The organism is Promicromonospora panici (assembly GCF_900608595.1).
GTDB classification, from domain to species: domain Bacteria; phylum Actinomycetota; class Actinomycetes; order Actinomycetales; family Cellulomonadaceae; genus Promicromonospora; species Promicromonospora panici.
The window spans coordinates 1-16,403 of sequence record NZ_UWYY01000029.1 but is presented as its reverse complement, the minus strand read 5'-3'; the positions used below and the strand labels follow the sequence as shown (position 1 = coordinate 16,403).

Genomic DNA, 16,403 nt, shown 5'->3' with positions numbered 1-16,403 from the left:
GGGTGTCGATGCCTGGAGACTACGTTGCGGCGCGATCCTGGAGTGCACCGCGACCAAGCAGGAGGCGCAATGAGTGACGGGACTCTGTGGATAACCCCCGAGGTTGGCCTGCCATATTCGGTGCTCGACGCCCAGGCGGAGGGGCGGCTCGTCTTCTTTGTGGGCGCAGGGGCTTCGGTTGCTGCGCCGTCGAACCTTCCGCTGTTCGGTGAATTGGCGCGCCAACTTTCTAAGCTTGCTTGGGTTCCTTACGAGGAGTCCGTCGCGATTGACTATTTTCTCGGCGCGATGCCTGACAACTTCGATACGCACGCGCGCACACACGACATTATTTCCCGCGTGGAGTCTAGGCCGAACTCTACGCACACTGCGCTCGTGCGGCTGGCTTCTTCAATGGGGCCGATTCGCATTGTAACGACCAACTTCGACGATCATCTGGCGTCGGCGGCCTTGTCGGAGAAGATTGATATTGCGGACCGGTGGATAGGTCCGGCCTTGCCGCTCGGAGAAGATTTCCAGGGCCTTGTCCATCTCCACGGATCGGTTCTCCGGTCCCCGCGAGAACTCGTCCTGACTGATAGTGATTTCGGCCGGGCATACCTCACGTCTGCGTGGGCCACGCGGTTCCTTTTGCCGATGTTCCAGAAATTCACAGTCGTATTCATCGGCTACAGCCATGACGACCCAATCATGCGATACTTGGCACTTGGACTGCCTTCTGGGACGCCAAGGTACGCGTTCACAAGCTCGGAGGGAGCAGCCGACCCCAAGTGGCGCCGACTCGGAGTCCAGCCCGTGGGCTACCCGGTGGATGGTCACGACCACAGCGCCCTCGTACGAGCTCTTGAGGCCTGGAACGATCGTGCCCGGATGGGGCAACTCGACCACCGAGCCCGCATCCAGGAAATCGTGTCTGCCGGCACTGCGCTCACCCCAGTCGACCGCGACTATCTCAATACCCGCCTTGGTGCCGTCGAGGGTGCACAGGAATTTGCGCGCGCTAGCAGCGGGCTCGCCGACGACCGAAAGCTCGAATGGCTGCACTGGTTTGAAGCTTCGCCAGCGTTCAAATTACTGTTCGCGACACCTGAAGTCCCCGACAACATTTCGGTCCTCGGTGACTGGTTTAGCCACAACTTTATCGATTCACCTGGCCTGCACGGTGCAGCGTTGCAGACGGTGCAGCGACTTGGGCAATCGATGGCAGGTTCGCTCTTTCGGTCTGCTGCATGGAGTACCGAGAATCTAGCCAAGAAGGACGGCGCCGCGGCTGAACGCTGGCGGGCGTTCCTCGCAACATCTGTGCACGGTCATTCGGCGCCTCTTAGTGCTGAGTACGTGCTGCCCTACCTGCCCGGAGCGGAGCCTCGAAGCACAAGCGTGCTGAGATCGGTGCTTCGACCCTTTCTGGTGCTCAAGCGGCGCTGGTTTGTCAATGAACCCGAGGTGACGACCGCGATTCCCGACGCCGACGTGACTTGGAACGCAGAAGAGCACGCATTGACACAGCACGTACTCCTCGCGGTCCAGACGGCCGCTCCCGGTGATCGTCGGCTCGGCGGCGCATTGGAAGAGGCACTCGCGGGTGCTTACGACCTCCTCGATACATATCACGGGGTGCGGGCGTGGGATCCCCTTGCGTTCGGTCGATCAGCGATTGAACCGCACGAGCAGGACGCGATGCGTGACCCGATCGATGCGATCATCGACGGCCTGAGAGAGTTCGGCGCGAAGGCCCAAGAGATCGACACCGATCTGCCGAACCGTTGGTGGGCGCTCGACCGACCGCTGTTTCGACGGCTCGCACTCCACCTGGTTGCAGTCGACCCCACACTCACCTCAGAAGCGCGCCTTCAGTGGCTCCTCGATCGGACGGGTCTCTACGCGGACGACCTCAAACACGAGATGTATCAGGTTCTCGCCGTCTCGCTCGCAGACGCACCTGACGTGCTCAGGTCGCAGCTTCTTGAAGCTGTGGTCGTGGGGCCGGAATACCCCGACGGCCTCGCGGATCGGGAACGCCATGTTGCGTACGCCAAGTACAACCTACTGGTCTGGCTTACACGTTCGGCGCCAGACTGGGAGGCGGCTGAGACAGCTCTGGCTGTGATCCAGGGTGCAAACCCATCGTTTGCTCCTCGTGACCACCCCGACTTCGACAGATGGATGTCCAGCGGCACGTGGGGTGGGAAGTCGCCGATGGAACCGGAGGCGTTCGTGCAGTCGCTTGAAAGTGACCCGGCCACTGCCCTCGGGAAGCTGCTCTCTGGCGATTATTCTGAGCGGAGTCTCGGCGAACCGACATGGCGCGATGCGGTTGAGCTCGTCGAGCGGTCTATTTCCGAACGGCCGGACCTGGGGGAGTGCCTCTGGGCGGAGGCGGATGTGCTGGGCATCGACGGCAAGATTGGCGACGTCCGCCGCGCGATCGTCCAAGGCTGGTCGAAAGCGGACCTTGGGGAGTGCGCGTTGGCTGCTGTGACACACGTCGGAACACTCGTTGCTGACGCGGAGTCGGCGACCGTCATCGGCCGTTTCCTGATGGCGCAGGTGCGGCGGCAGATTGACAGCGATGAGACCCCGGCGCTGGCCGAGATGCGTGAGGTTTCCCGTGCGCTGTGGCGTGAGCAGAGCCCCGGGTTCACCCGCAGCGAGGATGCGGATCCGCTCACCTTTGCGCCGCTGTACCTCAACTCGTGGCCGGGTGACCTCGCGCAGTACTGGATAAGCGAGGTCGATCGGCGCTGGCGTCAACATCGTGATGACTGGGCTGGCCTGAATGAGCTGGAACGCGACGCCCTGGTTGACTTGCTCAGGGGGAGTCGGGCTGCGCTCGACGCGACGCAACCAGCACTTGCTAGCGCACTTTTCTTTCTTTTCGCTGCAGATGCGCCCTTCACAGAAGAACACATCCTGCCGATCTTCCGAGCGGACAGCACGGCGGTGTTTGGTTGGTATCCATATCTCCATCACCCGCGCTATAACGACAAATTGCTTGCTGCTGGCCTGCTGGACAGTGTGATCGAGGAGTGGGGACGGCTTGAAGCTCTTCGTGAACGAGGTCTTCAGGTCAATTTTTTCGGGCTGGTGGCTTCCATCGTCTCTTTCGCCGGTATCGCCTCAGAGGATCGCAAAACCCTACTCGCCCAAAGTGTGCTTGCGAATAGTGGTGCACATGCTCCGGATTTCGCCGTGGCGGTCGTACGGTTTCTAAGTCAGGATGGCATCGATGGCGCTAAAGTGTGGACCCACTGGCTGAGGGACCATCTGATCGACCGCTTAAATGGTGTGCCACGGACTGCTGATTCCGAGGAGTTGGCCCGATGGTCGGACGTCGTGCCGCATCTTGGCGGTGAAATCCCGGAAGCCATTGCCCTACTTGGCGCCCGCGGTATCGGACTCGGGGTCCGTTTCTTTAGTTCGGACTTCCCTGAGTCTGCGCTTTCTGACCACGGTTCCGCTCTGGCCGCCTACTACGCTGAGCGGGTTCGAAATTCCGCACCTGCAAACGGAATGGCGAGTTACCGGGTACGACGATTGATTGACAGTATCCGAGCCGGTGTAGATGATGAGGCGGTGCAGCCTCTCATCGTGGCGGCGACTGAAAAGGGATTTCTGGGCAGCGATTTCCTTTGAGTGAGCTTGTAGTCACGCCCGGATGCGCCACTGGATCAACCCGACGATGTGCTGTCGACGGCGGCGTGTCTCCCTGATCTTCCTTGTACTCGACGACGCAGACGGGTTGCGACACCCCAGCAGTGGTACGCACCATTGCTCGGGACCTCGTAGCTAACGTGAGGTTGTCGGCGCACCCGCCTCTTCGCTGCTAGCCTCTGTAATTCCTGCGACCTTTGGTGCGAGTGAATCTGCGATCTGTATGGCCGGCAAGGGATAGGCTGCGAATCGGTTTCTCAGCGCCTCGTCGAGGAGTTTGATATCTGACTTGCGCCACGCGGCTTTGTCAGTCGCGAGGACGACAGCGTCAGCCCGAAGAATCCTCGCCACTTCCGCTATCTTTCGCGCGGTGTCCTTCTTCTGTTTTTGGGCCCCATCGAAACCAGCAGATGCCTTGGCTTCTGTCACCAGAATTCGGCCATTGGTGTGCGAGATGAGATCGATCTCGGCCACCTGGCTGTCACCTTTCCAGAACTCGATCTCGGCGACGTCAGCATACGTGGCATGGCGACTGCGGGCGCGCAAACGGGCAGCGGCGAACAGTGGGATGTCGCCGTTCTCGGTGAAGAGCTGGCGGAATGCGCTGTGCAGGTCGTAGTAGCGCTTCGGTTCTCGGCCCCGCTCCCATCGAGCCGCAGTCAGGAGATTGTGCGCGCTACACCTGGGACACTCGTACGCCCGACCGAGTTGCTCGTCCTGGACGAACGACCAGCGGGCACACTCTTCACATCTGAGGATCGCTCCGCGCCGGATCAGGTCAGCTCGGATCAAGGTGTCAACGAGGTCTCGCACTGGATCGTCGGCCGGTGCCCCGCACGCGAGGAACATGTCGTCGAAAGTTGCGAAGCAGTCGGCGCCGACCCAGCGGGGCTGGCGTGCTCGCTCTTCGGAAGACATGGCTTCGTACCGCTTCTTACGTTGCTTGTCTGACTCGTCAAGAACCGCGAACAGCTTGAGCGCCGGGTGCATCAGGCCAGAGACAAGATCGGTCAGCGCCTCGCGGGAACCGAGGCGGCGCGCCACCAGCTCCGCGTTCGTTCCCGGTGTCGAGTACCGGACTTCATATCCGTGCTGGGCCGCCATCGCTCGGACCCACGACAGCATGCCGAGATTCGCGAGCCTGGGGTGTGCGAGCGTGCCCGACGTCACGGCGCCCGCTTGGACGAGTCCAAATGACGCGGCCTCGACGGCAAGGCCGTGCTGACTACTACGCACAACGGAGTCGGGCAAACGTCCAGGCGTCTGGACGACGAGACGTTCCGAGCCGATGCTTCTGCCGGCTGGCATGACACCGTCCTCGAATCGGAAGTCGACGATCCACGCAGGCCGCCCGCCAAAGAATCCGTGCTCGCGCGGGCTCGGCATTGCGAATCGAGTAGCCATCGTCATGGTGCCGTCCTCATCGCGTTCGACAGCGACCGAGGAAGGTGCGTCCGCGTTCTCGTCGAAGGCGCGAAACGTGTGCGACGCCGCGATGTCGGGGAAGTCGGTCCGCGCGATCCCGTGCACCTGGCTCGGCGGGTTCATCACTATCTTCGGCAGCCCGTCGTCCAGTCGCTGAAGGTACCCGTCGAGTTCTTCGTTGCTGAGCGACGCGGAGACGTACCCGGGCGACCGGCTCGGGTCTGCGAACTGATGGTGCCGGTCCAGGACCATTGGCAGCGTGGCCGTCTTGAACGTTTCGTCGTCGGAGAACATCGACGGCGGTAACCAGAGTCCGGTGCCACAGAAAAGATCGTAGGCGCGAGCCAACGCAAAGTCCTCGGCCCTGTCCCCAACCACAACCGCACCGCGTGCCCCCAGGCGTCGGGATCGCCTGACAAGTGTCTTCACACCCACATCGAGCACGTCGAACCGAGAGCGAGCCGTTCCGTCCGGCTGGCCGACCCAGAGCGCCTCGTCCGGCTCCCAGGATCGATCTCGCATGAAGTTGCGCAAGATCACTCGGGGCGCTGGCTCGTCACGCTCGCTGTCGGGATTGGCTACCACTCCCAGACGACTGGCAGCGATGAGCGCTGCGTCCGATTCCCACGAGAGCGGAATCGCAACGTGCGCGGGCATACCGTTCGCAAACAGCAGAGACGCGGAGACCAGTTCCGAGAAACCGCTCGTTTGAACCCTCTCGTCCCTTGGAGGCCATGGAAGCGGGTCACTGGCCAGGCCAGGATCGAGGAATGGCGTGCACCATTGCGCCAGGATCTCTCTAGCTTTCTCCTGAGCAGGATCATCATGGTCGATGGGCTGGTTGGCGATCTCACCCGAGATCCGGGAGACGGCAGACGCGTCCAACCCCGTGCTGTTGATCGTCACCTGAGATCCGCCGGGCAATGCCCAGTCGAGCTCGCTGTAAGTGGGCTGCAATCCCAGGACATGGTCCGGGTCGAAGTGCTCGACGATCCGCAGCATGCGCTCGCTCACCGAACCGTCTGGCGCATACGGGACTAGGAGATGTCCCCCGCCGGCCCAAGTGCCGCTAGCGGCCTGAAGTGCGAGGCGTGCCCAACGGCGCCAGTTCTCGTCTCCGCGGAAGAGGATCGCGACCCGAGGCGGGCGCAGAGTCGTGCGCACTGTGACGTGTGCCAGAGTCGGCATCAGGGAGCTCCGGCAAGACCACGCCACCGACCGCCGCGACGGGGCGTTCGAAACCTCTGCACAGGTTCGTCATCCAAAGGCCGCTCGCTCCTCGCTCTGTCGCCAGACACTGAACATGCTGCCAGATGACCCATATGAGAGGACCGGCTAAGCCGGGTGAACTAGCGTGCTGCCGCCGTGCTCAGAGCGTCGTGGAGCGCCGTCGGCTGGCCACTCTGCTGACGGGTTCTGTTCGACTCACATTGCGGACGAGTTCGTGCCACGGACGTGCCACGCATTAGCCCTGTGCCACGCACATGCCACGCAGCGAACGAGACTGCGCGGGCCCAATTGCGCACCACCACGCACCGGTGCAAAACTCAACAGCGAGCCCCGCGAGCCGCAGGATTCCGACGATTCTGCTGGTCGCGGGCTCGCCACAAGAGCTTGAACTACGCGGTCCGGAAGTAGAGCAAGGCCTCGGCACCCCCCAGAGAAGTTCGGGGGCTCGAATCCCCAGCTCCGCATACGGTGTGACGATTGCCGTACTCGGCTGCCAGGATGCGGGCGTGGACGACGCGATGACCGTGCTGAGACGAGAGTTCGAGTCGGCAGAGGCTGGCTTCCTAATGTGCTTGCGAGGCGACGGCCTTGTCTGGGACCGGGCGGCCTTAAGCCGCTTGGAGCAGGCGATGCGGACGGTCTGTGAGCAGTACGAAGGTCGTGATGATCTGCCGCGCTGGATGGCCGAGGGGTTCTACGAGGTGTCACACTTTGTGGCGGAGTGGACCAGCCATCCGAACTTCCCCCGGCCGGAGCCGGTGCAGTATTACCAGGACTGTCTGGAGCGGGTGCGGGACCTAGCGGACTGGTTCTTCCGCGGCTGGCACGCCTACCAGGAGCCGCACGTGTGGCGTAATCTCTGACGTCGCCCCGAGGTGATTGCCGTGAGCATCGACGGCCCTCGCCGTCGCATCGCAGGTTCGATCGGGAGGGTCGACGGTAGCCTTGCTGCCGAGCAGGCGTGTGCCTGTTTTCAGAGATCACGACAATCCCGTCGCAGTCCAAGCCGCCTTCCCGTTCGTAGGGGAGCGGCACACCGGCTCGATTCCCCCACAGTTCCCCCAAGGCGCCAAGCCGACCGGCGAACCGCGAGGTCAGGGCCACATGACACGCTTCAACGTCTGAGCCGGAACTAGACTTTCGGGAGCGTCAGAACTCAATTCGAGCGATCTCCGATGGTTCCAGGGTCAGATGCGTCCGAGCACGGCAAAGCAGCTAGCTCGAAGACAACCGGTGCTGAATCCAGCGCCGTGCGCCGCGAACCGCCGCCTCCCGATGCGGACTCGGGTACTCGACGGCAAGACGGTGCCACTGCCCGTAGATGGTTGCGGCGAACGCGGAGATAGCGTCCGGTGTCGCGCTGGTGTGCTGCATGCCCCAGGTACCGGACACGAGGTGCTCGGCCTCGGCCGGTTCACGTCCCTCAGCGATCAGCCGGGGAACCAGCAGTGCGGCGTCGACCCAGGGCGGTCCGGTTCGGGACCAGGCCCAGTCGATCAGACGGACCTGGTCGCCGTGCACGAGCAGGTTGAGCTGATGGATGTCGCTGTGGACCAGGGAGTACCCGGGCAGGATGCTCGGCACCTCGTTGTCGAGGTGGATCAGCAAGTCGAGGTGCTGCTTCTCCCACGCGTCGAGCTGGTTTGCGTGGTTGTCCGCGAGCCACTGCCATCCGGCAAGGCGCGCGTATCTCTTCCGGAGCGGCGAGACACCAGGAGCAGGGCTCGGGGTGAGCTGCTGAGCCAGGCGTGAGAGCACATCGACCACGGCCGGGACGTCCGGCGATCCGGGCGTGAAGTCGGCGTGCTCGCCGGGCACGGTCTCGTACCCGGCAAGCAGCCATCCTTCGCTGTGCACGGTCCACAACAGGCGCGGCACATCGCGCACCGCGTCCCCTAGTCGGGAGTTGATCTGGATCTCGTGCTCGTGCACGCTGACTAGTCGCTCGTAGTCGGGAACGCCCTTGACGAACACCGTCCCAGCGGCCGTGTGCAGGAACGCGGCGAACGTCGAGTTACGTCCCGCCGACGGCGCCTCGGCACGGAGCACTGGCCCGCACTCCGTTTCGACGGCACGGCGCAGTGCGGTGGGCAGTTCTTCCCATGAGCGGCGATGCATCGTGCTCTCCTAATGGTCGGTCACGGTGCGGTCGAGCTGGTGCAGCCCTGGTGGCACTGCGAGCAGGCGACCGAGTGCGCTGTGGGCCACAGGTCGGTGTCGACGTAGAACCCGGCTTCGGCGATGGCGTCCACGGTGTACTGGATCGCCTCGTGCGCGGACTCACCTCGGGTGGTCGGGTCTTGGGGGTCGGTGGGGACGTGGTGCAGGAACCGGCCGGCGACCTGCTCGCAGAAGGCAGCGTAGTCAACGGTGTGCAGGATGAACTCGTGCCATCCCGGGTCCACGATCTCCGACGGAGACAGCGGTCGGCCCTGGTGGGTGGCGCTGGTACCCAGGAACGCGAGGGCCTGGTCGACGACGCGGGCCGCCATGTTCAGGTCGTGGTCGTGGTCCTCGGCGACTCGCTGGACGAGCCGGTGGAACAGGTCGGGGTCGACGAGCGAGCGGCCCTCTCGCAGTTCGCGTGCGGTGGTGGTGGTCAAGTTGCTTCCTCCTCGGTGTACGGGGTGGTGCTGGACATGCCCGCCAGGAGCGGGCTTGCGGCTGGGTAGTGATACGGGGGTCTGGGGCTCCACCCAGCCGCAAGATCAGTGGGGACCGGGCTATAGGTCGCTCAGGGGTAGTTCGAATCCGGCTGGGCCGTGTCCGGTGACGCTGCGCCATTGGGCGCGGCGGCGGCCCTCGTCGCCACGCGGGTAGGGCAGGCCCGCCTCTAGTGCGGCGGTCTCGATCGCGCGCATCGTGATGCCCACGCCGGACGGGATCGGTGCGTGCCTGACCCAGCGGCTGTCCTGGAGGGTCCACGCTTCACATCGGGCCAGGTCCGGTCCGACGCCGTGCCATACCCGCAGCACGACCGGTCCGGGAGCGGTCCGCTCGGCGGTGGCGATCTGCGCGGCCAGCGGGGAGAGTAAACCGTCCATGGCAGGGACAAGAGAGGCCAGGACCGGCAGGGCACCAGCTTGGTCGATAGTGCCGGTGGTTTCGTCGGCGGCGCTGCGCACGATCGCTGGCGCGTGTCCCATCGCGACCGAGCGTTCTGCCCAGGTCAGCATGTCGAGGTCGTTGACGCCGTCCCCGACCGCCACCGTCCGATCCGCACGGATATCCAGGTGGGTGCGGACGGCGTCGAGGGCGAAAGCCTTGTTGACGCCGGGTGCGGTGATGTCGAGCCAGTCAGCCCGTTGCGTGGCCACGGTGACCCCTGTGGCGCGGAGGGCGTCGGTATAGCGGCGAAGATCAGGGGCGGTGAGCGCGATGCGGGTCGCGGGCTCGGCCATCAGATCGGCCAGCAGGACGTTCTTCTGGTGCCCGTTGAGCTCACCCGGTTCGAACGGGCTGCTGGTGCGCCAGCCCCACCCGATCTCCTCGATCGCCACTCGCACAGCCGGCGCTACGTCCACGGCGCGCCGGATGACGGGTGCGGGATCGAACATGCGGGCCTCGACGATGTCGTAGCCGGACGGTGCAGACGGGTCCAGGTGAATGGTCAGGGCTCCGTTTGAGCACACCGCCCAGCCGTGGGCGAGTCCCAGCCGGGTAGCGATCGGCAGCAGCCCCGCCAAGGACCTGCCCGTGGCGAGCACAATCTCGTGGCCGGCCGCACGAACAAGATCCAGCATCTCGACCGTCCCGGATGGAATCCGCCGATCGCCGTCTATCAGCGTGCCGTCGATATCCAGGGCAACGAGCACCCGAGCGGATGTGGCGGTCACGGCACTCATGGGGCCACGACCTGCCGCAGCGCTGAACGCACCTGGACCTCCAGACCGTCGCGCTCACCAGTCCACAGTGTGTGCCCGGGAACGAACATGCAGTGGTCCAACGGGGACTCGCACCCCAGGGCTCGCGCGATTTGCTCTCCGCGGTTGATGTCCGTGGGCTGTAGGCAGATCCGGCCACGGGTGAGCGTCACGATCTCGATCTGGTCTGGACCCACAGCCCGCAGAGCGTCCGTGGCGGCGGCCATGGCGAAGATGAGTTGATCCATGGCCGTGAGCCCCCCGTCATCGGGGCTCGGTCGAACTCTCATCGTGTTCTCCTCTGTCCGATACAGGGGCGGCAGGCTGCACCCTCGGTTCCCTGGCTCGGCAGTCGATTCCGCGCCGAGCAACTTCCGAAACCTTACTGCCATTTCAGTAAGGTGCCAAGGATTAGGTCCGGAGCTAGAGGCAGAGGCGCTACGTGCTTGCGACGTAGAGTGAGTGCGCGCGTCGGCTCTTTGCGCAGGCCGGAGCAGGTGTGAAACGGAGCAGAGGAGCGATCCAGGATGAGCAGCGACGGGCAGTGGACAAGCGTGTCCCTGCCGTACGTGACCGGCGAGCCGGTCGATGCCTGGGCTGCAGAGGCCAAGGCACATGGCGGCAAGGGCACGCAGCGGCTGGTGACCGTGGACATGCGGCCCGCTCCCGAGACCGTCGCCCGTGCTTTGGGGCTTCAGCCCGGTGAGGAGGTAGTGCTGCGCTCCCGTGTGATGCTCCTGGACGACCGCCCGGTGGAGCTCGTTGACTCGTACTACCCGGCCTCGATCGCCCGCGGTACTCGGCTGGCCGAGATGAGCAAGATCCCCGGCGGCGCCGTCGCCCACCTGGTAACCCTGGGCTATCCGTCTCGGCGGGTGGTCGAGGACGTCACCGCACGCATCGCGACCCCAGCGGAAGCCGAGGAGTTCGGACTGGACCTTCCGGCCGCGATAGTCGAGCTCTCCCGAGTGATCCTTTCCGACAACGACCAACCCGTGGAGGCCAGCGTGATGATCTCGCCGGCCGATGCCCGCAGACTGCGCTACGAGATCACCCCGTGACCCATCGGACACGTGCGGGAGCAGGTCATGCCCCGCGGAACTGACCAGCGGCCTCGCCACGAGCAGGTCGCCGCTGAGCTGCGCGAGCAGATCCTCAGCGGTGATCTCGCGCCAGGGGCTCAGCTTCCGTCGACCGCCCAGCTCATGGCTCGGTTCGACGCGGCGAACGCGACCATCCAGCGTGCGCTGAAGTCCCTGAAGGACGAAGGCTTCCTCAACAGCCGCGTCGGCAAGGGCGTCTACGTCCGCAACCAGCCGCCACTGGTCATCGACACCGGCGCCTACCTCCCACCGGATGGCTCGTTCTCCTACGAGCTGCTCGACGTCGAGACCGTCAGCCCACCAGCCGACGTCGCCAGCGCCCTGGGCCTTTCCGATGGAGAACAGGCAGTGCGGCGTCGCAGGATCCTGCTCCACGACGGGCAGCCGCTTGAACTGTCCGCCTCGTACTACCCAGCAAGCATCGCCGAGGGCACACCGCTATCCGGACCAGGCAAGATCGCGGGCGGTGCGCCCAAGGTCTTCGCCAACCTTGGGCTGCCTCCCCGGGCCTTCGTCGATCGCGTCTCAGCACGGCCTCCAACACGAGAAGAGGTCGAGACGCTCGACCTCCCCGTACGTGCCCCGGTGATCCGCCAGCTCCGAGTCGTGCTCTCCGACGACGACCGACCGGTCGAAGCATCAGTACTCGTCAAGGGAGCGCACCTGTACGAGCTCCAGTTCAGGCGCCTGGTGCCCGAACCGGACGCCAACGACGCCTGACGGACTACGGGTGGGTACAGCCCGCGGAGCGACCACCGCTATTGAGCCGACACGACCCACCGGAGACGGTCCGTCACATGAGCAGCGAAAGCCTCACCTCGGAACTGGCCGAGACCGTCGCCGAACTCGTCACGACCACGATGAGCGACATACGCCCCAGGCTCGTTCAAGCTGCGCTCGCAGGCCACCGCGCCGAGAACGAGAACCTGCGCCACCAAGACAACTTCCTGTCCGACTACGACCTCTGGATGCACCAGCGATACAAGGAACTGCTTTCGGAGGTGCTGCCGTCCTTCATCTACGCGTCGGAGGAAGACGACCCGCAGGTCATCGGCGATGATCCCGAACCCGACCTGTGCGTACTGGTCGACCCGCTGGACACCAGCGAACTAGCAGTGCGTGCCTTGCATGGGTACACCCACCTAATGGTCTACTCGCGATCGTTGAGGCGACCCGTCATCGCGATCGTCGGCGACATCTTCCACCACGTACAGCTCTACCTCGCGTTCTACGACAGCGACGGTTCAGACCGAGCGTTTGTGATCACCGCGGACGGCGACCGACACGCGCTCGAGTCGCCGTCGAACGCTCACCTCCCGCAGGCGCTGGTGACCAACTACCTCATGCGGCCGGCCGAACGCTTCCGCCCCTTGGCGCAGCAGGAGCGGTTCCTCGCCGCCTTGAGCGCACCGGGCGAGAACGGGAAGGCCCGAGGACGGATCGGTGTCGACTTCGGCTCCATCAGCCTGTGCCACGTCGCGGCCGGCTTCACCGACGCCACCATGGAGATCGCCAAGGGCTTCGCCGTGTGGGACCTCTCCCCGGGGCACTACATCCTGCACGCCGCAGGTGGCGTCACCATCGACCTCGACGGCAACCCCATCAACCTCGACTACGGGCTCAACACCTTGGCCGAGATCAACACGACCATGAGCACGCGACGCAAGTTCATCGCGGCGGGCAACCAGGCACTTGCCGAGGAGATCCGGGGCGCCATCCAGCTCTAGACAGTGAGCAGCTTGAGGCTGCTGCTGACGTCGTGGGCCAGTGGCGCGAGTAGCGGGGTTGCCGCCGTGCCTTCGGGTTAACGCCTGTCCTGTGAATGGCCTGGTCACAGGGTTGGTGATGTCCGGTTTGTGGGTGTTGGGCGTGGTGAGCTGACCGATGGGGCCTGGGCGCGGATCGAGCCGTTGCTGCCTGGCGAGCCTTCAGCGGGCTCGGGAACTTACCCCGCAGCAGACGCGCCATCGCCCGACCACCCGCGAGGTGCTGCGTATGCTCGTTCGCGCGCACCGGCATGCGAACAAGTCGTTGGCTCAGTTGAACGCCTGGATCGGCGCGAGCACCTGACGGCTCGCGGTTAGACGGCGCGCTCTACGTGTCCGCGGGCGTGAGCGTGTTCAGGATCTCTTCCCAAGGAAAGTCATCTGTGGCGCCCACACCCGATTCGTGCGGCTCGCTTGGGCCGATCACGACGTTCACGCCCCACTCCTTGAGCGTTGCCAGACTGCCCTGGTAGGTCGGGTGGCCAGCGAACTTGACGTTGATGTAGGGCCCTGCGGTGATCGGGATGTTGCGGCCGATCTGTTCGGCCAGCCGGGTCAGCACGTAGGTGTCAGCGATGCCGAGCGCCCACTTCGTGAGCGTGTTGTACGTCGCCGGGGCCACGATCACGGCGTCCGGGTCAGGTAGCGAGTACCCGGCCGTGGTGTGGAAGTCCGTCCGCACCGGACGCCCCAAGTACTCCGCGATCTGCTCCATCGCTTCGGGGAAGCTGCTCACCGCCTGCTCAGTGGCCAGAACATGCACGTCCCAGCCTCGCTCGGTAGCCAACGGCAGAAGCCGCGACGGTACCTGTCGGGTCGCTCCAGCAGCGGCCACCACGACGTACAGCACACCCAGGCTCATGGCTCCGAGGCTACTGTGTTCCGCCTTGTAGCCGGGCTCTCGGTGTTCGTCATGAAGGCGACAGGCGACGAGATGGTGTGCGCACTCTGACCTGCACCGATACGGCCGCACACCCTGGTGTGCGGCCAACTTGGTGTGCGCAGAGCGTGCGCTCGGTCGTCACCCTCTCGGGTCGACCATGCGCGTGATCACACCTGCTCTGTCTCGCTCTGGATCCACTCCAGGTACTTCTGGTGTCCGCCGATCACGGGCGTCACCAGAACCTCCGGAACGTCGTAGGAGTGTTCACGCACGATGTACTCGGTGAGCCGGTCAGCGAGGGCGGCGGTGGTCTTGAACGTGACGCGCCATTCCTTGTCCTTCTGCACGGCGCCGTCCCAGCGGTACATGCTTGTGACCGGGCCTTCGGCCTGCGCGCATGCCGCGAGCCGTGCTTCGACAGCCGACGAGGCGAGAGCCTCGGCCTCCTCCACGGCATCAAACGTTGTGGCCACCTGCACGAACTCGACGTCGACCGGGTTGCTCGCCATGCGATGAGCGTACCGACGACCTCCCGCCAGGGCGCCTCGATCCGATCAGGTCCATGGCGCTCATCAAGCCCGGCTCGTCCACCGACCGGCGCGCTTCTCTCTAGCGGTGCGCCCAGATGGGGTTCGCCGCGATCGCTAGCGAGGTCCTCAGCTGGATCAGCCACCCTTGAGTATCCGAGATAGGGACCGGTGTTACCGATGTTGCGGCGGATACTCATGCCATGATTCAAGCCTTCGAGCCCAGCGCAGGCGATCCGAAAGAGGGAATTGCTGCTCGGGGTGCTGGCGTCCGCTTGGAGAGCCCGGAGTATCGATGGTCCGGACCGGCAGTCCAACAGGGGGCCTTCGCTCAAGACCTGGCGAAAGAATCGGGCGTCTGTGTAAAGACACCCACAGCCGAAATCTCAGGCGAGCGGGAGCGGCAAGACACTCACGATTCACGATGGAGGCGAGTGGCGGTGGTTCGAACCTCAGGGCTGATCCTCATCGGGTACTGGGACGGACCGAACACGACCCCAGGGTGGCCTCGCCCGGAGCGGTTCGTTGATACCACCTGGGACGTGGATGACCGCGACATGGTGGCCGACTACCTCGCTCGTGGACACGTTGTGCGCGCCTACATGGGTTACTCCGACTACCGGCTCTGCGGTGAGAGGAACGGGACCCTCGAACTGACCGACGGGACCTTTGTCTGGCCCGAAGGCCTACGGCATTACGTCGTGGAACACACGCTCCGGCTACCTGACCGGTTCGTCGAGCACGTTCGTACCCGGATCGAGGGGTTGGAGACGGCAGCTCGGGACGAGGAGTGGTGGCGAACTCAGTGACGAGATCGAGCGGGCACGTCTACGCCTAGGTAGGTTCCTTGCGCAGGTAGACCCACTCCTCGCCGGGAAGAAGCTCCCGCGGTTCAGGTGGCTCGACGCCCACGGCGGTCAGGGTGACAGTGACCTCGGGCAGCATGTCGGCGATGACGTGGGTCTCGACGAGAGAGCAGTCATCGACGTCGTCGTCCGTCGGCACGTGATCGAAGATCATCCGGCCGCTCACGGCCGACTCGGAGACTGCTACTAAGACACCTCGCAGGCCGGGTGTCACCTCGTCCCAGAGCGCCCGCTGAATGGACAGCAGGACGCTCACGCGCAGCGGTACCTGGCTCATCGCGAGATCACGGAGAGATGCTGGCCATGTGCCGGTTCCAGACTCAGCCCACAAGACGCCTCGCCGGGCGGCGTGGATCGCTCTCGCCGCTCAGTCGTCGAAATCGAACCCGTCCTCATCGGCTGCAGCGACCAGGCTCCGCATCCTGCTGCCGTCCATGGCGACGCCATTCATCAGTTCGCCCAACGCTTCGAGTGCGGCTTGGTCCTCGCCGTAGGCGCAGAACATGTCGCCCTCCGGGTCGTAGCCGAACCGGCTCTCGAGCAAAGGAGCCTCGGTAGCGACCAGCCTGCGCGCGACGCCCGCCCAGAAGTATCCGTTCGGCTCGTGCCCGAGCTCCTCGACCAGTGCGTCGACCGGCGTCGCCCCGGCAGCAGCAACGAGAACCTCCCGGGAGTGGTCTCGACCAGCTTCGGTACCATCATGTGCCGGAACCTAGCACCCGTAGCCGACACCGCCGCCCTGGACGATCGGACGCTGCTTGATCGCTGCTCAGGGCGCCTCGGGGGAAGTAGGACCGGGCGTGACGACAATGGTCAAGCCCGCCTCTCGGACGCGCTGGTGACCTGCGGAAACATTGGATCTCGACGGTTGTATCCGCACGCTGTCCGCACCGAGCCCCTGACCATCCCGTCAGGAGCCCGGGTCTGGATGTGGTGCCTGCGGCACGGCGAGTCGGCGATTTTCCAGCTCACCGAACCCGCACCCTCGATGACGAATGTCACCGCTGCGGGGACCGACGGGCATCAAAGTGGTGTGCGCATCCGACCTGCGCCGATATGGCCGCACACCCTGGTGTGCGGCCATAT

At 64.6% G+C, this 16,403-nt stretch carries 15 protein-coding genes; 7 read left to right on the top strand and 8 right to left on the bottom strand.

Going from position 1 to position 16,403, the window contains the following annotated elements; genetic code table 11:
* Nucleotides 1–69: 69 nt before the first annotated feature.
* Nucleotides 70–3,636 (top strand): SIR2 family protein, encoded by a 3,567-nt coding sequence (locus tag EW117_RS26195; protein WP_129789671.1) that lies wholly within the window; start codon nucleotides 70–72, stop codon nucleotides 3,634–3,636.
* Nucleotides 3,637–3,789: 153 nt separating this feature from the next.
* Here EW117_RS26195 and EW117_RS26190 read toward each other — a convergent pair whose 3' ends face one another.
* Nucleotides 3,790–6,093, bottom strand: coding sequence for a hypothetical protein (locus EW117_RS26190; protein ID WP_129789670.1), 2,304 nt, complete (start codon nucleotides 6,091–6,093; stop codon nucleotides 3,790–3,792).
* Nucleotides 6,094–6,815: 722 nt separating this feature from the next.
* Between EW117_RS26190 and EW117_RS26185 the strand changes: the two genes are divergently transcribed.
* On the top strand, nucleotides 6,816–7,172 hold the full coding sequence (locus EW117_RS26185) for a hypothetical protein (protein WP_129789669.1): 357 nt from the start codon (nucleotides 6,816–6,818) through the stop codon (nucleotides 7,170–7,172).
* Nucleotides 7,173–7,524: 352 nt separating this feature from the next.
* Here EW117_RS26185 and EW117_RS26180 read toward each other — a convergent pair whose 3' ends face one another.
* The 3 genes from EW117_RS26180 to EW117_RS26170 form a co-directional block, all read right to left on the bottom strand.
* Nucleotides 7,525–8,427, bottom strand: a complete 903-nt coding sequence (locus EW117_RS26180) for a phosphotransferase (protein WP_129789668.1) — start codon at nucleotides 8,425–8,427, stop codon at nucleotides 7,525–7,527.
* Nucleotides 8,428–8,447: 20 nt separating this feature from the next.
* Nucleotides 8,448–8,912: a glycine-rich domain-containing protein gene (locus tag EW117_RS26175; protein WP_129789667.1), complete on the bottom strand. Its 465-nt coding sequence runs from the start codon at nucleotides 8,910–8,912 to the stop codon at nucleotides 8,448–8,450.
* A gap of 120 nt (nucleotides 8,913–9,032) precedes the next feature.
* Complete coding sequence (locus tag EW117_RS26170) at nucleotides 9,033–10,154, bottom strand: HAD family hydrolase (protein WP_129789666.1); 1,122 nt, start codon at nucleotides 10,152–10,154, stop codon at nucleotides 9,033–9,035.
* Between the two features lie 545 nt (nucleotides 10,155–10,699).
* On the opposite strand from EW117_RS26170, the gene EW117_RS26165 reads away from it, so the two are divergent.
* From EW117_RS26165 to EW117_RS26155, 3 genes are all read left to right on the top strand, one after another.
* The gene (locus EW117_RS26165; protein WP_129789665.1) at nucleotides 10,700–11,233 is read left to right on the top strand and encodes a GntR family transcriptional regulator; all 534 of its coding nucleotides are present in this window, start codon (nucleotides 10,700–10,702) and stop codon (nucleotides 11,231–11,233) included.
* 27 nt (nucleotides 11,234–11,260) lie between these two features.
* Nucleotides 11,261–11,995: a GntR family transcriptional regulator gene (locus EW117_RS26160; RefSeq protein WP_129789664.1), complete on the top strand. Its 735-nt coding sequence runs from the start codon at nucleotides 11,261–11,263 to the stop codon at nucleotides 11,993–11,995.
* Between the two features lie 77 nt (nucleotides 11,996–12,072).
* Complete coding sequence (locus tag EW117_RS26155; RefSeq protein WP_129789663.1) at nucleotides 12,073–13,002, top strand: inositol monophosphatase family protein; 930 nt, start codon at nucleotides 12,073–12,075, stop codon at nucleotides 13,000–13,002.
* 367 nt (nucleotides 13,003–13,369) lie between these two features.
* On the opposite strand, the gene EW117_RS26150 is transcribed toward EW117_RS26155, so the two are convergent.
* Both EW117_RS26150 and cutA read right to left on the bottom strand, forming a co-directional pair.
* Nucleotides 13,370–13,903, bottom strand: coding sequence for a flavoprotein (locus EW117_RS26150; RefSeq protein ID WP_129789662.1), 534 nt, complete (start codon nucleotides 13,901–13,903; stop codon nucleotides 13,370–13,372).
* 188 nt (nucleotides 13,904–14,091) lie between these two features.
* Nucleotides 14,092–14,433: a divalent-cation tolerance protein CutA gene (gene cutA / locus EW117_RS26145; RefSeq protein ID WP_129789661.1), complete on the bottom strand. Its 342-nt coding sequence runs from the start codon at nucleotides 14,431–14,433 to the stop codon at nucleotides 14,092–14,094.
* Nucleotides 14,434–14,993: 560 nt separating this feature from the next.
* Here cutA and EW117_RS26140 point away from each other — a divergent pair.
* Complete coding sequence (locus EW117_RS26140; RefSeq protein ID WP_242504575.1) at nucleotides 14,994–15,260, top strand: hypothetical protein; 267 nt, start codon at nucleotides 14,994–14,996, stop codon at nucleotides 15,258–15,260.
* Between the two features lie 25 nt (nucleotides 15,261–15,285).
* Here the strand turns inward: EW117_RS26140 and EW117_RS26135 are convergent, their stop codons facing one another.
* Both EW117_RS26135 and EW117_RS26130 read right to left on the bottom strand, forming a co-directional pair.
* Entirely contained in the window at nucleotides 15,286–15,594 is a 309-nt protein-coding gene (locus tag EW117_RS26135) for a MafI2 family immunity protein (protein WP_129789660.1), read from the bottom strand.
* A 90-nt stretch (nucleotides 15,595–15,684) separates the two neighbouring features.
* Nucleotides 15,685–15,942 carry an Imm51 family immunity protein gene (locus tag EW117_RS26130; protein WP_242504586.1) on the bottom strand — a complete coding sequence of 86 codons (258 nt, stop codon included), beginning with the start codon at nucleotides 15,940–15,942 and terminating at the stop codon, nucleotides 15,685–15,687.
* Here EW117_RS26130 and EW117_RS29875 point away from each other — a divergent pair.
* On the top strand, nucleotides 15,922–16,403 hold a 482-nt coding region (locus EW117_RS29875; protein ID WP_207212063.1), incomplete at its 3' end, for a hypothetical protein. The two genes, EW117_RS26130 and EW117_RS29875, sit on opposite strands and share 21 nt — an antisense overlap.